This window comes from Streptomyces sp. NPDC046215 (genome assembly GCF_040646215.1).
Taxonomy (GTDB): Bacteria; Actinomycetota; Actinomycetes; order Streptomycetales; family Streptomycetaceae; genus Streptomyces; species Streptomyces stramineus.
Genome location: NZ_JBEYZW010000078.1, coordinates 1 through 16278, shown reverse-complemented (window position 1 = coordinate 16278; position 16278 = coordinate 1). Strand labels below are relative to the sequence as shown.

14 protein-coding genes and 1 pseudogene are annotated in these 16278 nt (G+C 73.0%); 10 read left to right on the top strand and 5 right to left on the bottom strand.

What is annotated here, in order from left to right; translation table 11 throughout:
- Positions 1-7 precede the first annotated feature (7 nt).
- The 5 genes from ABZ951_RS26665 (at position 8) to ABZ951_RS26645 (ending at position 4664) form a co-directional block, all read left to right on the top strand.
- Positions 8-1471, top strand: coding sequence for a dihydroorotase family protein (locus ABZ951_RS26665; RefSeq protein WP_344088724.1), 1464 nt, complete (start codon positions 8-10; stop codon positions 1469-1471).
- Positions 1472-1603: 132 nt separating this feature from the next.
- Complete coding sequence (locus tag ABZ951_RS26660; RefSeq protein WP_344088727.1) at positions 1604-2104, top strand: flavin reductase family protein; 501 nt, start codon at positions 1604-1606, stop codon at positions 2102-2104.
- A gap of 189 nt (positions 2105-2293) precedes the next feature.
- Positions 2294-2983 (top strand): ElyC/SanA/YdcF family protein, encoded by a 690-nt coding sequence (locus tag ABZ951_RS26655; protein WP_344088730.1) that lies wholly within the window; start codon positions 2294-2296, stop codon positions 2981-2983.
- A 407-nt stretch (positions 2984-3390) separates the two neighbouring features.
- Complete coding sequence (locus ABZ951_RS26650; RefSeq protein WP_344088733.1) at positions 3391-4263, top strand: isocitrate lyase/PEP mutase family protein; 873 nt, start codon at positions 3391-3393, stop codon at positions 4261-4263.
- Positions 4260-4664 carry a hypothetical protein gene (locus ABZ951_RS26645; RefSeq protein ID WP_344088736.1) on the top strand — a complete coding sequence of 135 codons (405 nt, stop codon included), beginning with the start codon at positions 4260-4262 and terminating at the stop codon, positions 4662-4664. The genes ABZ951_RS26650 and ABZ951_RS26645 overlap by 4 nt, the downstream gene beginning before the upstream one ends.
- 10 nt (positions 4665-4674) lie before the next feature.
- On the opposite strand, the gene ABZ951_RS26640 is transcribed toward ABZ951_RS26645, so the two are convergent.
- From ABZ951_RS26640 to ABZ951_RS26630, 3 genes and pseudogenes are all read right to left on the bottom strand, one after another.
- On the bottom strand, positions 4675-5607 hold the full coding sequence (locus ABZ951_RS26640; protein ID WP_344088739.1) for a hypothetical protein: 933 nt from the start codon (positions 5605-5607) through the stop codon (positions 4675-4677).
- Between the two features lie 203 nt (positions 5608-5810).
- Positions 5811-6617 carry a TSUP family transporter gene (locus ABZ951_RS26635; protein ID WP_344088742.1) on the bottom strand — a complete coding sequence of 269 codons (807 nt, stop codon included), beginning with the start codon at positions 6615-6617 and terminating at the stop codon, positions 5811-5813.
- 126 nt (positions 6618-6743) lie between these two features.
- Positions 6744-7382, bottom strand: a pseudogene (locus ABZ951_RS26630) (VOC family protein); the annotation flags it as partial.
- Positions 7383-7782: 400 nt separating this feature from the next.
- On the opposite strand from ABZ951_RS26630, the gene ABZ951_RS26625 reads away from it, so the two are divergent.
- Positions 7783-8706, top strand: coding sequence for an oxidoreductase (locus ABZ951_RS26625; protein WP_344088745.1), 924 nt, complete (start codon positions 7783-7785; stop codon positions 8704-8706).
- 47 nt (positions 8707-8753) lie between these two features.
- Here ABZ951_RS26625 and ABZ951_RS26620 read toward each other — a convergent pair whose 3' ends face one another.
- Entirely contained in the window at positions 8754-9332 is a 579-nt protein-coding gene (locus ABZ951_RS26620; RefSeq protein ID WP_344088748.1) for a hypothetical protein, read from the bottom strand.
- A 222-nt stretch (positions 9333-9554) separates the two neighbouring features.
- Between ABZ951_RS26620 and ABZ951_RS26615 the strand changes: the two genes are divergently transcribed.
- The 4 genes from ABZ951_RS26615 to ABZ951_RS26600 all read left to right on the top strand — a co-directional run bounded on the left by ABZ951_RS26615 (position 9555) and on the right by ABZ951_RS26600 (position 14580).
- Complete coding sequence (locus ABZ951_RS26615) at positions 9555-11456, top strand: APC family permease (protein ID WP_344088751.1); 1902 nt, start codon at positions 9555-9557, stop codon at positions 11454-11456.
- Between the two features lie 100 nt (positions 11457-11556).
- A complete protein-coding gene (locus ABZ951_RS26610) occupies positions 11557-12816 on the top strand; it encodes a sugar ABC transporter substrate-binding protein (RefSeq protein WP_344088937.1) in 1260 nt (419 codons plus the stop codon).
- Positions 12817-13743: a sugar ABC transporter permease gene (locus tag ABZ951_RS26605; RefSeq protein ID WP_344088754.1), complete on the top strand. Its 927-nt coding sequence runs from the start codon at positions 12817-12819 to the stop codon at positions 13741-13743. It begins immediately after the preceding gene.
- Positions 13744-14580: a carbohydrate ABC transporter permease gene (locus tag ABZ951_RS26600; protein ID WP_344088757.1), complete on the top strand. Its 837-nt coding sequence runs from the start codon at positions 13744-13746 to the stop codon at positions 14578-14580.
- 175 nt (positions 14581-14755) lie between these two features.
- Here ABZ951_RS26600 and ABZ951_RS26595 read toward each other — a convergent pair whose 3' ends face one another.
- Positions 14756-15784, bottom strand: coding sequence for a helix-turn-helix domain-containing protein (locus tag ABZ951_RS26595; RefSeq protein WP_344088760.1), 1029 nt, complete (start codon positions 15782-15784; stop codon positions 14756-14758).
- Positions 15785-16278: the final 494 nt, after the last annotated feature.

Sequence of the window (16278 nt, the reverse complement as noted above, 5' to 3'; positions counted from 1 at the left end):
AAAGACGATGAGCACTCCCGACCGCACCACGGCCCCCGCGGCGGCCGGCTACGACCTGGTGGTCACCGGCGCCCGGGTGGTGACCCCGCAGGGCGTGCTGGAAGGCGGCGTGGCCGTCTCCGAAGGCCGGATAGCGGCCGTCCTCGGACCGGGCGAGACACCGGCGGCAGCGCGCACCATCGACGCGGAGGGCCGCTACCTGCTGCCCGGCGTGATCGACTCGCACGTGCACTTCCGCACCCCGGGGCTCCTCTACAAGGAGGACTGGGAGCACGGCAGCCGGGCCGCCGCGGCCGGCGGGGTGACCACGGTCATCGACATGCCCAACACCCAGCCCCCGCTGATCGAGCCGGACGACGCCGCCGCCAAGGCCGCCATGATCGACGGCAAGTCCCTGGTGGACTACCGCTTCCACTTCGGTGTCACCGAGGACAGCATCGACAACCTCTACCGGCTTCAGCCGCGCCAGGCGACGTCGGTGAAGGTCTTCATGACCGGGCACCACACCGCGCCGCACGTCATCCGGGATCCCCAGGCCCTGGACCGGATCTTCGCCATCGCCGCCGAACGCGGCATCCGGCTGGTCCTGCACGCCGAGGACGACGGCGTGTTCGCCCTCCTCGACGACTACCTCGGCGAGCCGGAGGGGTACGACGCCTACGAGCCCTCGCGCCCCCGCAGCGGCGGCATCGTCGCCGCCGCCCGGGTCGTCGAACTCGTCCGCCGGCACGGCACGTCGGTCCACATCGTGCACGTCTCCTCCTCCGAGGAGTCCGTGCTGCTGCGGGCGGCGAACCGGGCCGGCCTGCCGATCACCTTCGAGGTCACCTCCCACCACCTGTCGTTCTCCGCCTCGGACACCCAGCGACTGGGCGCGCGGATCCGGCTCAGCCCGGCCATCCGTTCGCTGGACGACCAGCGGGACCTGTGGAACGCGCTCCTGGAGGGCGGTGTCGCCACGATCGGCAGCGACCACGCCCCGCACACGGTGGAGGAGAAGTCCCGGTCCGTCCAGGCGTCGCCGCCCGGCCTGCCCGGGGTGCAGGAGCTGCTCACCGCGGTCTTCACCGGCATGCGCCGGCGCCACCCGGAGCTGTCCACCGACGAGCTGATGACCCGTATCGCCCAGGTCGGCTCGGCGCAGCCGGCGGCGCTGTTCGGCATCGGCGACCGCAAGGGGCGGATCGTGGCGGGCCTGGACGCCGACTTCACCCTCTTCGACCCCGACGCGGTCTGGATCATGTCCGCGGGGCACGTCCAGGCCAAGTGCGGCTGGTCGGCGTACGAGGGCTGGACGTTCACGGGCCGCCCGGACGTCACCGTGCGCCGGGGCGAAGTGATCTGGGACGGCCGCGGGGAGAGCCCCGTCTTCGGCAGCCCCACCGGCATCTGGCTCGACGCCGAGTCGAGCGTGCTGCCCGTGGAGAACGGCCCGGCGGCCGTGCCGGCAGCGGTCCCCGCGCCCGCCTGAGACCCGGGCGGGCACCTGCCGGGGTGGCGCGGCCGGCCGGCGTCCGCGCCGTCCCCCGCCGGCCGCGCCCCCTTCCTCGCGGACCCCCCACCGATCGCACTTTGAGAACTCGCCTGGAGAGTTAGGACTTCGATGTCTGTCGATCCCGCGGACTTCACCCGTGCCATGGCCCAGGTCCCCGGACCGGTGACCGTGGTCACCACCCTCGGCCCGTCCGGAGAGCGCTGGGGGTTCACCGCCAGCTCCTTCAGCTCGCTGTCGCTGGAGCCTCCCCTCGTCCTCGTCTGCCTCGGCAAGTCCGCCAGCACGTATCAGGCGTTCCTGCGGGCGGACCACTTCATGATCAATGTGCTGGCGCAGGAGCAGTCCGAGGTCGCGCTGCGCTTCGCCAAGTCGGCGCCCGAGCGTTTCGCGGGCGGTGACATGGTGCCGTGCGAGCTGGGCCTGCCCGGTCTGCCCGGGGCCTCGGCCCGGCTGGCCTGTGCCACGCACGACATCCTCGACGGCGGGGACCACAGCATTCTCGTCGGCCGTGCCGAGGTGGCCTACGCGGGCGAGCGGGAGCCGCTGGTCTACTACAACCGGTCCTTCAACCGCCCGGCCCCCGCGGACCGGCTGGCAGCCGCCCGCTGAGCGTCCCCCGGGGACCTCTCCCCCACCGGTCGCCCCCGGGCCTCGGCAGGTGACCGGGAGGCTCTCGCCGGCGGCCCGCACCCCCGCCGGGTGCGGGCCGCCGGCGCGTGCCGTCCCCGGCCCCTCTGCCCCGGGAACCGCCCGGCCGGCTTCGACGTTGGTCCCAGGGCAACGGGGAGAGTGATCGGTATGGCGTTCGGGGGCGGGCTGCGGCTGCCGGGATCGAGACGGGCGCGGCGGCGGGCGCTGCTGACGGCGGTGGCAGGCTGTGTGCTGGCCCTGCTGCCGGTGACGTGGGTGTACGCCTCGGCGACGCCCCGGGTGCGGGACGTCCACAGCGTCCCCGAGGCGCCGGTGGCCATGGTTTTCGGCGCGGGCCTGTGGGACGGCAAGCCGTCCCCTTATCTGGCGCACCGCCTGGACGCGGCGGTGGAGCTGTACCGGGCGGGCAAGGTGCGGGTGGTGCTGGTCACCGGGGACAACAGCCGCCAGGAGTACGACGAGCCGGACGCGATGCGCACCTATCTGACGCGGCACGGAGTGCCCGCCGACCGGATCGTCAGCGATTTCGCGGGCTTCGACACCTGGGATTCCTGCACGCGCGCGGTGCGGATCTTCGGGGTGCGCAAGGCGGTTCTGGTCAGCCAGGGCTTCCACATACGCCGGGCGCTGGCGCTGTGCGGGGCCGCGGGCATAGACGCGCACGGTGTGGGGGTGGACGCAGTGCACGACGTCACCTGGTACGCGGGCGGGGCACGTGAGGTCTTCGCCTCGGGCAAGGCGGCACTGGACGCGCTCGTCCGGCCGGGGCCGCGCTTCCTGGGACCGCGCGAGCCGGGCGTCCAGCAGGCCCTGACGGAGGCGGACAGGTCCCGGTAAGTCCCGCGGCGGCGGCACCCGGCGGCGAGTACTACGGCCGCTACGGCGTCCTCAAGAGCGCGGGCTACGGCATCCTTCTCCCGCGCCCCGCACGCATCGTGTACGTCCCGCTGCGGCCGGGGGCCGGGTCCACGGCCGCGGCGCGGCGGAATCCGCCCGGCTGCCGAACCGTTTTGGCGCCCCTGACCTTATTGAATACAAAAGCCCGTCCGGGCTGATTAATATACCGTCGAATCATTCCTTGTCAGGGACGTGCCCAGGAGAGCCGTTTACAGACTCTTGGGGTTCTGAAAACGTATGCCCCGACGCATCGGCCGCCTTCTCCCGGCGGGCGCGGTGCCGCCCGCCCGCCGATGCGCCGAGCGACGGTCGTGACGCATACGAGTTCCGGACGCCAAGGAGACCAGATGCACTACGGCACTGCCCTGCGCGAAGAAATCGCCACCCCTCGGACCACGCCCCTCATCGGCATCTACGACATGTACTCGGCCTCGATCGCGGCCCGGCACTACAACGGATTCTTCGTATCCGGGTTCGGATTCGCCGCGTCCTATTACGGGCTGCCCGACATCGGCTTCATCGCCTGGCCGGACATGGTGGCCTTCGTGGAGCGGCTGCGCCCCGCCTTCCCCGGCCACCACCTGCTGGTGGACATCGACGACGGCTACGTCGACCCCGAGGTCGCCTGCCACGTGGTGCGGCGGCTCGAACGGGCCGGTGCCTCCGGGGTCATCCTGGAGGACCAGAAGCGGCCCCGCCGGTGCGGGCACGCGGACGGCAAGCTGATCCTGCCGCTGGAGGAATACCTCGCCAAACTCGAACTGGTACTGGAGAGCCGGGAGGAGCTTCTCGTCGTCGCCCGCACGGACGCCACGGAAGAAGCCGAGATCGTACGCCGCGCGGCCGCCCTCGCGGAGACCGGCGCCGATGTCGTCCTGGTCGACGGGGTACGGAGCGTGGAATGGATCCGCAAGATCCGTTCGGTCATCGGCGACAAACCCCTGCTGTTCAACCAGATCGCGGGCGGGAAATCCCCCAGCCTTTCCCTCTCCGAACTCACGGAATTGGGTGTGGACGTCGCGATCTACAGCACGCCGTGCCTTTTCGCGGCGCACAGTGCGATCGACGGGGCGCTGAGCGCCCTGAAATCGGCGGACGGGCGGCTGCCGGAGGCCGGGCCGGCCGGCGCCGGGGAGAGCGTCGGGGTCCGCAGCTCCACGGAGCTGCTGCAGAAGAACATCAGCCGGTTCCACCCGAAGCCGCAGCCGGTCTCGGCATGATGCGGGGGCCCCTCTCCACGGCGGGCACCACCGCCGCGGTGCTGGCGAGCGTGCTGTTCGGGGGCGGCGCGGCCCGCGCCGCCACGGTCGGTCTCGACATCCTCCCGGGGCACACCGGCCACCCGGGCCGCTTCGCCGACGCGGACGAGGAGACGGAGGCGCGGCAGCCCGTCAGCGGCCCCCGCTTCGGGCTCGTGGTCATCGACAACTCCCACGCCGACTCCTGGCTGGAGCTCGACCGGGCGGGCAACTCGCTCGTCAACAGCAAGGGCACGGCGGGCAGCGACCACGACGGCGGCGGAGGCGCCATCGACATCAGCAACCGCGACGTCGGCGGCTCCGCGCAGTCGCAGCCGCCGGGCGGCTCGGTCGGCCACACGCCCGACGGCCACGACGAGTGAGCCCGGCCCGTCAGGGCCTGCGCGGCTCGCGGCCGTTGATCGCGTCCAGGTACAGCTGGAAGACCTCGTCGCCGTTGACCGGGCTGTACGAGATGCGCGCGCCCTCGTCACCGTCGGGGCCGCCGCCGTTCAGGCCGCCGAGGACGCCGATCAGGTCGCCCGTCTTCGTCTTCTCGTCGAAGTGGGTGAGCCACGGGCTGCCCGACGTGCCCGAGAGGAACCCGTCGCAGGTCATGCGCAGCTGCCGGTAGCCCTCCAGCCGGCTGGTCAGGGCCGTGCAGCGGATGGCCCGGTCGGCCGGGTCGTCGGTGGAGTTCGGGTAGCCGATGACCGTCACCCGGTTGTCGTACCCGGGCGGCCGGACCAGCCGGTTGGCTCCCGTGACGCGCTCGATCTGCCGCCCGCGGCCGTCCGGCTTCACCGTGGCGAAGGCGACGTCGAGGTCCGACCCCTCGCCGCTGTCGGCCCGGCGCGGGTCGGTGAAGACGCGCTCCACCGCCCACACCCCGTACGGCTGCTTCGCGGCGCCCTCCCGGTAGTCGGGGACGAACGCCGCCCCCTCACCGATCGAGCAGTGCCCGGCGGTGGCGATCAGATTGCCCTTGGGGCTGTGCACCACGCTCGCGGTGCAGTGGTGCTCCTTCATGTCCTCGTCGGCGGAGAACAGCACGCCGACCGACGGCACCCCGTCGAAGTGCTGTGCGCTGCCGGTGATCCGCTGGGCGGCGGGGGCGTCCCGTGCCGCGCCCCCGTCGCCGGCGGCGGACGCGGAGGCGGACATCGGCGTGGGCCCCCAGAAGCGCCGGGCCTCCGCCCCGGTCCAGCTGCCGTCGCGTCCGTGCCCGCCGGCGCCCTGGGGCACGGCGGCGGCGAGGGCGACGACATAGAGGCCCGCGAGCGCGGCCCGCGCCCACGGGGCCCGGTGCCACCGGGAGAAACGCACGAGAGAACCCCCACCACGTCAGAAAGGCGATCGACGGGCCGACCGCGTCCGCCAAGATCGAGTCGGCTCCGGACTGCTTTCCCTGCAGTCGGACGTTCACGCCCCGGCGAGGAGAACAGCGTACGAATGACCGGCGAACGCCGCCCGGACGGCCCCGTCGCTCCTCCGCCCGTCCGGGGGACTCCCGGGCCGCGCGTGCCGTCTCACCCGATCCACTGGTCGTAGCCGAGCTTGCCGAGCAGGGAGACCACCACCACGACCAGCACCCCCCGGACGAAGCCGCTCCCCCGCTTCAGCGCCATCCGGGCGCCCACCGCGCCGCCCGCGAGGTTGAAGAGGGCCATGGGCGCGGCCACCTGCCACAGCACCGAGCCCTGCCAGGCGAACGTCACCAGCGCCCCGATGTTGGTGCACACGTTGATGATCTTGGACGTTCCGGAGGCCGTCACCAGGTCCATGTGGAGGATCCCGGCGAGCGCGAGCACCAGGAAGGTGCCGGTGCCGGGGCCTATGAGCCCGTCGTAGAAGCCGATGCCCAGACCCGCCACGAGGATCGCGGTCAGCACCCGGCGGCGGGTCACCGGGGCGCCGACGGCCTTGGTCACGCCGAACGTGGGCCGCAGGAGGACGAAGACGAGGACGGCGAGCAGGATGCCCATGATCAGGGGGCGCAGCACGGCGCTGTTGATCCCGGACGCGAAGAAGGCCCCCGCCAGGGAGCCGCCGAGCGCGGCCAGGCCGATGCGCAGGCCCATGCGCAGGTTCAGCGGGGATCTTCGGGTGAAGGCGACGGCGGCGGCGGCCGTCCCGCAGATGGCGACGGCCTTGTTGGTGCCGAGGACGTGGGCGGGCGGGACGTGCGGCAGCCCGACCATCAGCGCGGGGAGCTGGAGCAGGCCGCCCCCGCCCACCACGGCGTCGATCCAGCCGGCGGCCGCGGCGGCGGCGCAGAGCATGAGCAGCGTTGTCAGGGATATGTCGGGTGTCACCGTGGCGATCGTACGGGGCATCCTCAACTCGTTTCCCGGAGAGGCCCGTCCGTTCACCCCCGGACCGCCGGCATCCGGATCCTTTCCCGGGGCGACCGGCCCCACACCGGACGACGGCGCCTCAAGGCCGCGTGCCTCCGGGCGGGTTCAGTCGCGCGCGGTGGGCAGGGGTGCGCTGTGCCAGCGCCAGGAGTCCCGGCGGGCCAGGCCCGGCAGCCCGGCCCGGCCGGTGGCCCAGAGCAGGGTCCGCCAGGGGTCGGTGCCGGCGGGCGCGTCGGGGAAGAGGCGGGCCCGCACGCGGTCGCAGAGGCCGGCGGGCGGCTCCCAGGCGAAGCCGAGGCCCCCGGCGAGGTCGTGCAGGTGGACGAGGGTCTCCGCGGTGCCCATGGCGGCGAGGCCCTCCGGGTCGGTCACGCCCCAGCTGTGGAACGCCCGGACCTCCGGCCCCCGGGTGCGCGCCACGGCCGCCAGCAGACCGCCGCCCGCCTCCAGCGTGCGCAGCAGCCCGGCCGGGCCCGCCTCCCGGTCGGCGAAGACGGCGTTGCGGGGCCCGCCCGGCCGCAGGGGCGCGAACCGCCACGGCACGTAACGGTCCAGCGGGGGTATGCGGGGGCCCAGTTGGGCCGCGTAGGCGAAGAGGTCGTCGGTGAGGTGCTCGACCGTCTCCCAGCAGTCCCACTCCAGGGTGCCGGCCGGCGCGGCCCAGCGGTCGTCCGGTGCGGTGCCCAGGGCGGTGACCGCCAAGTGGACGGCGTGCTCGACGTCGTCGGCGGTGACGGGGGCTCTTGGCGGTCGGTGCGCTGTGATCATGGCCGCGACCGTACCAATGGCCTGCGGCGGCGGCCGGTGAGGTCGTCGGTTCGGTTGACAGCGCGCGTGCCGCGGTCTCGCTCGGGGCCTGTGCGGCGGGTCTTCGGCTGCGGGCCGTCGTTGCCGCGTTGCCGCCTACAGCGCGTCCGTAGTTGCCGCCTGCGGCGGCGGGCGCCCTGCGGGCGCGTCCTCAATCTCCCCCAGCTACCTCCCCCAGCTACCGCTGGGGGTGCCCCCAGGAGGTGCCCCCAGACGGGCTGAAAAGCCCGTCCGGCGATTGAGGACACCGCCGCGCAGCGGAGACGTGCCCCCGTGCTCCGCCGGACAGGCCTACGCTGGGACCCCCTGGGGCTACTCACGTGGAGGAGCGGCGGACGTGAACGGCTGGAGTGCGAGCGACATCCCCGACCAGAGCGGCCGCACCGCCGTGGTGACGGGCGCCAACAGCGGCATCGGCTACGTCACCGCCCGGGAGCTGGCCCGGCGGGGGGCGAGGGTGGTGCTGGCCTGCCGCGACGACAAGCGCGGCAGGGCCGCCGAGGAGCGGTTGCGGGCCCAGGCGCCGGGGGCGGACGTGGAGTTCGCGCCGCTGGACCTGGCGGATCTGGCATCCGTCCGGGCGTTCGCGGCGGCCTTCAAGAGCGAGCGGCTGGATCTGCTCGTCAACAACGCCGGGGTGATGGCGCTGCCGGAGCGCAAGACCGTCGACGGGTTCGAGATGCAGTTCGGTACGAACCACCTCGGCCACTTCGCGCTCACCGGGCTGCTACTGCCCCTCTTGAAGGAGACCGGGCACGGGGCCAGGGTCGTCGTCCTCTCCAGCGGCCTGCACTTCCTCGGCACGGTCGACCCCCGCGATCTCCACATGGAGCACCGCTACCGCCGCTGGAGTGCCTACGGCCGGTCCAAGAGCGCCAATCTCCTCTTCGTCCACGAGCTGGCCCGGCGGCTGACCGCCGAGGGCTCGCACGTGGTGGCGGCCGCCGCGCACCCGGGCTACGCCGCGACGAACCTGCAGAGCGCCGGGGCGCGCATGGAGGAGCGGGCCTGGGCGGAGCGGGCGGCGGAGCTCCTCAACCGGGCGGTCGCGCAGAGCGCCGAGGCCGGCGCCCTGCCCAGCCTTTACGCGGCCACCGCCCCGGGGGTGCGGCAGGACGATTTCATCGGGCCGCGCGTCCAGCTGTGGCGCGGCGCCCCCACGCGCTCGCTGCGCGCCCGGTGGACCCTGGACGACCGGGCGAGCGCGGGCCTGTGGGCGGTATCGGAGCGCCTGACGGGCGTGACGTACGACTGGCGGTAGGCCGGGGACACCGGCGCCCTGCGCGTGGCGGCTTCGGCGTCCCGGACCTACCGCAGCCCGGCCGACTCCAGGAGGCGCCGCGCGCCCTCGCCGTCGACGCGCTCGGCGAGGGCGGCCAGGTGGGCCGCGCCCTCGCGCAGCAGCCCGCTCTCCCGCGAGCGGCGGGCCCCGGTGTCGAGCTGGTGCCAGAGCAGGGGGTTGGCGACGAGCACCTCGGGGTCGATCTCGACCCTGCCGCCGCCCACGTCGCACAGCACGAGGCGGGGTGCGATGCCGTCCGAGCGGTGCACCCGGGTGAGCAGCCCGGTCCGTACCCGCCGCTCGCGCCACAGGCCGCGGGTGGCCAGCCAGCCGTCGCCCGCGGTGATCCGCCGGGGCAGCAGGACAGCCACGAGCAGGGCCCCGAGCCCGGCCCAGCACCCGCCGCGGGCCCAGTCGAGGCCGCCGCGGCCGAGGTCGACGAGGGCGAGCAGACCCGCCAGCGCGGAGCCGAAGCACCACGCGGCCCGTGCGTCGCGCCGCCGGTTGCGGTCGTGGGCGAGCACCGCGCCGCCCGGCGGGTGCGTCTTCGGCCGGTGTCTCAGGCGCTGACCACTGTGTACCCGCGAGGGCTGTCGCCGTCCCATGGCCGTGACGTTAGAACCCGCCGTCCGACGCTGCGTCAGGTTTGACGGGGTGCTGACGCGGCCGGGGCGAATCCGTACGCCGCGCTGACACCCCCGTCCCGGCGCGCGTCAAGAAACCGTGAAGAAACCACCGGAACGCGCCAAGAGGCCGCCAAGGGCGGGAGCCGCCCCGCGCTCGCGGGCGCACGCTGGCCGTCCCACGTCACGGAGGTACGACAAAAGATGTCCATGCTGGCCAAGACGGACGACCGGCCCGCCGGGACCGGCGAGGAGCCGCCCGATACCGGCACCGGGCCCGCCGACGACCGCCACCGGCTCACCGCCACCCAGGGCCTGGCCGCCCTGTCGCTGGACGCGATGGCCTCGGTGGCGTACGGGCCCGAGGCCGTCGTCCTCGTGCTGGCGGCGGCGGGGGCGCACGGCCTGGGCTTCACCCTGCCGGTGACCCTCGCCATCGCCGCCCTGCTGGCCGTGCTCGTCGCCTCCTACCGGCAGGTCATCGCGGCCTTCCCGGACGGCGGCGGCTCCTACGCCGTCGCCAAGCGGCACCTGGGCCGGCGCACCAGCCTCTTCACGGCCGCGTCGCTGGTGCTGGACTACGTGCTGAACGTGGCGGTCTCGGTGACCGCCGGCGTCGCGGCCCTCACCTCCGCGTTCCCCTCCCTCCACGACAACCGGCTGTGGCTGTGCCTGGGCGTCCTGGTCCTGGTCACGGCCGTGAACCTGCGGGGCGTCGTGGACTCGGCGAAGGCGTTCCTCGTGCCGACGGCCGTCTTCGTCGGCTCGATCCTCACCCTGATCGTCGCCGGGCTGCTGCGGGACGCGCCCGCGAGCACCGAGGCGGCCGCCGGGCACGCGTCCGTGCTCGGCGACAACGCCACCACCGTGGGCGCGCTGTTGTTGCTGAAGGCGTTCGCCGCGGGCTGCTCCGCCCTGACGGGCGTCGAGGCCGTCGCCAACGCGGTGCCGTCCTTCCGGGCCCCGGCCGCCCGGCGCGCCCAGCGCACGGAGGTCGCCCTCGGGGCGCTGCTCGGCGTCATGCTCATCGGCCTGTCGGTGCTCATCGGCCGCTTCCACCTCCAGCCGGTCGAGGGGGTCACGGTGCTGGCCCAGCTCGCGGACGCGTCCCTCGGGCACAACGCGGCGTTCTACGTGGTGCAGTTCGCCACCGTCGTGCTGCTGGCGCTGGCCGCCAACACCTCCTTCGGCGGGCTGCCGGTCCTGATGGGCCTGCTGGCCCGGGACAACTACCTGCCGCACGTCTTCGGCCTGAAGGCCGACCGCCAGGTCCACCGCCACGGCGTCCTCGCGCTCGCCGCCGTCTCGGCGCTGCTGCTGGTCTTCTCCGGCGGTGACGTGAACACCCTGGTGCCGCTGTTCGCGATCGGCGTGTTCGTCGGCTTCACCATCTGCCAGGTGGGCATGGTCCGCCACTGGCGGCGGGAGCGGTCCGCCGGCTGGGCGGGCAGGGCGTTCCTGAACGGCTTCGGCGCGGTGCTCACCGGCGTGTCGGCCGTCGTGGTGACGGCGACGAAGTTCACCGAGGGCGCCTGGCTGATCGTGGTGGCCCTGCCGGTCCTGGTGCTCGCCTTCGAGGCCGTCCACCGGGCGTACGGGCGGATCGGGGAGCGGCTGGGGCTGGGCCGGGCGCCGCAGGCGCCGCGCCGCTGCCACTCCGTGGTCGTGGTGCCGGTGTCGTCGCTGTCCCGGCTGACCAGCGAGGCGCTGACCGCGGCCGTGTCGCTGGGCGACGAGGTGGTGGCGGTGACCGTCTCCCCGCCCGACGCGGAAGGCCGGCGGGCGGCGGAGTCCCTGCGCCGCGACTGGGAGCTGTGGAACCCGGGCGTCGGCCTGGTGGAACTGCCCGCCCCGGCGCGCTCCTCGCTCGGCCGCCCGATCGTCTCCTACGTCCGCGAGCTGTCCGAGCGGCACCCCGACAACCGGGTCACGGTGCTGATCCCGGAGGTCGAGCCCGCGCACGTGTGGCAGCGGCTGCTGCAGAACCAGCGGGGAGCGGTCGTCGCGCACGCCGTGCGCCGGGACACCGACGCGGTGATCTGCCGGCTCCGCTTCCGCCTCGGCCCGTGCCCGGGCGGCCGCAAAATGGCCGACACACGGCGGTGAGCCCCCTGTCGTAATCCCCTGTCATCGTTGATCGTTGACCCGTGCGTCCGCGCGACGGCAGCAGGCCGTCCGGCGGGCGCGCAGCGAGGGGGCGAGCGACATGCCGATCAGCCGCAGAGGACTCCTGACCACCGGTGGCGCTCTCGCACTCACGGGCGGCCTCGCGGCGGCCTGCGGGTCCAACACCGGCCGGGAAGGCGGGGGTTCGCAACCCCGCCTGTCACAGTGGTACCACCAGTACGGCGAGGCGGGCACCGAACAGGCCGTCCGCCGGTACGCGAAGGCGTACGAACAAGCCGACGTGCGCGTCCAATGGCGGCCCGGCGCCTACGACGAGCAGACCGCGGCGGCCCTGCTGTCCGGCTCCGGGCCCGACGTCTTCGAGGTCAACGGCCCGACCCTGGACCAGATCCAGGGCGGGCAGGTTCTCGACCTCACCGACCTCGTCAAGGACGTCAAGGACGACTTCCACCCGGCCGCCCTCGCGCCCAAGACCTACGACGGCCGCGTCTGGGCCGTCCCCCAGGCCGTCGACACCCAGTTCCTCTACTACCGCAAGAGCCTGCTGGAGAAGGCGGGGGTGCGCCCGCCGCGCACCCTGGACGAGCTGATCGACGCCGCGCGCGAGCTCACCGACGACCGCACCAAGGGCCTCTTCCTGGGCAACGACGGCGGCGCGGGCGTCCTGGGCGGCACCCCGCTGTACGCGGCGGGCCTCAGCCTGATCACCGACGACGGGAAGGTGGGCTTCGACGACCCGGCCGCCGCCCGCGCCCTCGGCAAGATCCGCCGCCTGTACAGCGAGAAGTCGCTGCTGCTGGGCGCGCCCGCCGACTGGTCCGACCCCTCCGCGCTCATCCAGGGCCTGACCGCGATGCAGTGGTCCGGGCTGTGGGCGCTGCCCCAGGTGCGCAAGGCGCTGCGCGACGACTTCGGGGTCCTGCCGTTCCCCGCGGACGGCCCGTCCGGCAGGCCGGCCGTCCCGGTGGGCGCGTACGGGTCCGCGGTCAGCGCCCGCAGCCGGCACAAGGACGCCGCGAAGGCGTACGTGAAGTGGCTGTGGGTGGAGCGCACCGACCACCAGGAGGACTTCGCGCTGTCCTACGGCTTCCACATCCCGGCCCGCGTCTCCCTCGCCGCGAAGGCCGGCCGGCTCAAGGAGGGTGCCGCGGCCGAGGTGGTGCGCTTCACCACCGAGCACGGCTACGCGCAGCCCCTGCTGTGGACGGTCGCGAGCCGGACCGCCTACCAGGACGCCCTCAGCCGCGTCATCAAGGACGGGGCGAACCCGGAGACCGAGCTGAAGGCGGCGATCCGCAAGACGGAGGCCGAGTTGCGGCGCGTGCGGAAGAAGTCCTGAATGCCCGCCCTGCGCACCGCACGTCAGCGGAACCGAACCCTCTGGTTCTGGGTCTTCGTGGGCCCGTTCGCGCTCGGCCTGGCCCTCTTCACCTATGTACCGCTGGCGTGGAGCGTCTACCTCAGCTTCTTCGACGCCCACAACACCGTCTCCCCCACCGACTTCACGGGCCTGGACAACTACGGCACCGTCCTGGGCGACCCGGCGTTCCGGTCGGCGCTGGCGACCTTCGCGGTCTTCACCGCCTTCATCGTCCCGGCCACGTACGCCCTGGCCCTGGGGCTGGCGCTGGCGGTGAACCGGCTGCGCTCCTTCCAGGCGTTCTTCCGGTCGGTCTTCTTCCTGCCGACCGCGTGCTCCTACGTCGTCGCCGCGCTGGTCTGGAAATTGTCGATCTTCAACGGGGTGCGGTTCGGGCTGGCCAACACCGTCCTGGGCTGGTTCGGCGCCGAGCAGATCGCCTGGCTCTCGACGACCGACCCGCCCTGGTACTGGCTGGTCGTCGTCACCGTGCGGCTCTGGCTGCAGACGGGCTTCTACATGGTCCTCTTCCTGGCCGGGCTCCAGCGGGTCCCCCCGCAGCTGTACGAGGCCGCGGCCGTCGACGGGGCCCGCCCGGGGTGGCAGACCTTCCGGCACATCACCTTCCCCGCGCTGCGCGCCACCTCGGTCGCCGTGGTGCTGCTGCTCGTCATCGGCGCGTTCCAGGCGTTCGACGAGTTCTACAACCTCCTGTCGGACGCCCGCGGGTACCCGCCCTACGCCCGGCCGCCCCTGGTCTACCTGTACTACACCGCTCTCGGGCAGGGGCAGAACCTCGGCCTGGGCAGCGCCGGCGCGGTCGTCCTGGCGCTGGTCATCGCGGTGGTGACGGTGGTGCAGGCCCGGTGGTCCGGCCTCGGTGGCCGGGGAGAGAAGGCGGTGTAGATGACCGACGCGCTCGTCCGCGCGGGACGCGCCCTGCGGCTGGTGCTGCTGACGGTGCTGGCCGCGCTGTTCCTGATCCCGTTCTACCTGCTCGTGCGCAACGGCCTGGCCTCCGAGGAGGACATCACCGCGCCCGACTGGACGTTCTTCCCCTCCGAGGTGCACTGGTCGAACGTCCGCGAGGTCTTCGACGACCCGAACGTGCCCTTGGCGCACGCGCTGCTGAACTCCTCGGTCATCGCGGTGACCACGACCGCCGGCACGCTCGTGCTGGCCTCGCTGGCCGGCTACGGGCTGGCCCGGATCCCCTACCGGCACGCCGACGCCGTGTTCTACGCGATCCTGGGCACCCTGATGGTCCCGGCCACGGTGACGTTCGTGCCGTCGTTCGTCCTCGTCTCCTCGCTCGGCTGGGTCTCCACGCTGCGCGGACTGATCGTCCCGACGCTGTTCAGCGCCTTCGCGTGCTTCGTCTTCCGCCAGTACTTCCTGGGCTTCCCCCGCGAGCTGGAGGACGCGGCCCAGGTCGACGGGCTCGGCTACTGGCGGACGTACTGGCGCGTGGTCGTCCCCAACTCCCTGCCGGTCTTCGCGGCGGTCGGCACGATCGTCTTCATCGGCGCCTGGAACGCGTTCCTGTGGCCGCTGGTCATCGGCCAGGACCGCGACGCGTGGACGGTCCAGGTGGCCCTGTCGACGTTCACTACCGCACAGAACGTCAACCTCCACGGCCTCTTCGTGGCGGCGGCGGTGTCGATCGTCCCCCTGCTGGTGGTCTTCCTGGTCCTCCAGCGCTACATCGTGGCGGGCGTGGAACGCTCGGGCATCGACGACTGAACGGCCTCAGCCACGACAAGGGGCGCGGGAAACGGCACGGGTACGACAAAAGCCGCGGCTCAGCCACACCCCAGGGGCGCGGGGAACTGCGCGACCAGCCACAACGCACCCGCAGCCGACACACCCGGCGGAACGTTCGGCGAACCACCCGGCAAGGCCCCTCGCGGAGCAACCGTCACATCGTCGCCGGAGTGGAACGCTCCGGCACCGACGACTGAGTCCGCCGCCCCAGCGGACCCCGGTGGCCACCGCGCAGCAGGGCCGCGCCGAGCGGGGTCAGGGTGTGCATCACGGCGCTGCCGTTGCGCAGGGTGAGCACCAGCCCGGCCTCCCGCAGCACCCCCGCGTGCTGGCTCGCCGACGCCGCGGACACCCCCACCCGCCGGGCGAGTTCGCTGGTCGTGCAGCCGCCGCCGATGGAGCCGAGGACGGCCGAGCGGGTGTGGCCGACCAGCTTGCCCAGCGAGCGCGGCGCGGTGACGGCCGCGGGCGCCGACTCCGACATGTGACGGGCCGGGTAGACGAGCACCGGCGTCAGGTCGGGGTTCTGGTAGGTGACGGGCGTCCGCCGGCAGAAGAAGGAGGGGACGAGCAGCAGCCCGCGCCCGTTGAGGTGGACGTCGCGGTCCACGGGGTAGTCGGCCTCCAGCACCGGTGCCCGCCAGCGCATCATCGGCGGCAGCGAGGAGAGGAGGGCGTCGGCGCCGCCGTCCAGCAGCGCCCGGCCGCGCACCGCGCGGTCCGCCTCTATCTGCGCCTGTATGGAGGACCAGTAGGGGGTGATGGCCGCCTCGTGGTAGGCCAGCAGCGCCCCGGTCAGCTTGTCCACGGCCCGGGTGTCGCCCTCGGCCATGGATCGTATCCAAGCGGGGAGCGTCCGGGCGGTGGAGAGCCGGCCCAGCTCCTGGTGCACCCGCTCGGCGGGGGTCTCCCGCAGCGCCTGGACGCCCGCGTCGAGCCCGAGTACCCCTTCGGGCGGCGTCAGAAAGTCCGGAAAATAACCACGGGAAGGAACCAGCGGCGCGAGAAGCCGCGTTTCACCATTCAACCGAGCCCGGGTTTCCGACCGCCAATCACCGAAGATCGACTCGCCTTGTTTGTCCCGAAGTCGGTGCAGGCTCAATACGGTTTCCCAGAGTGCGTCCGGCTCTCCGGCCAGGCGCAGCCGGGCCAGATCGAGTCCAGTGAAATGGACGCGCAGCACCAAACCCCCACATGAGACATCCGCAACCACCCCCCGCTCACTGAGTATGCACACCGATACGAGCTGTTACCACGCCCTTTTGGCCACAGTTGAAAGGACTCGCGGCGAACATCGCAGAAGCGAAATGCTATTCACGCACTCAGGGCCGCTCCCGCTCGTTCCCGTGGGGGGTGGCGAGCGAAAAAGCGGCCGCTGAGTATGCGAGTTGCCGCCCGAGCCGATGCGGGCGGCAACAACTCCCGGTGGGGGAGTTATAGAGGGGCGGCGCTCCCGCACGGGCGCCGCCCCTCCGCTTCGCTCTGACGCCGGACGAAACCCACCCGTCACGTGCTGGTCACGCGGGGGTCGCGGACCCCGGAAGCGCGCTGCGCGCTGTCCTCAAATTCCCCCGGCTACCTCCCCCAGCTACCGCTGGGGGTGCCCCCAGGAGGTGCCCCCGGACGGGCTGGAAAACCAGCCCGTCCGGGGATTGAGTGGAGTACCATGGGCAGATC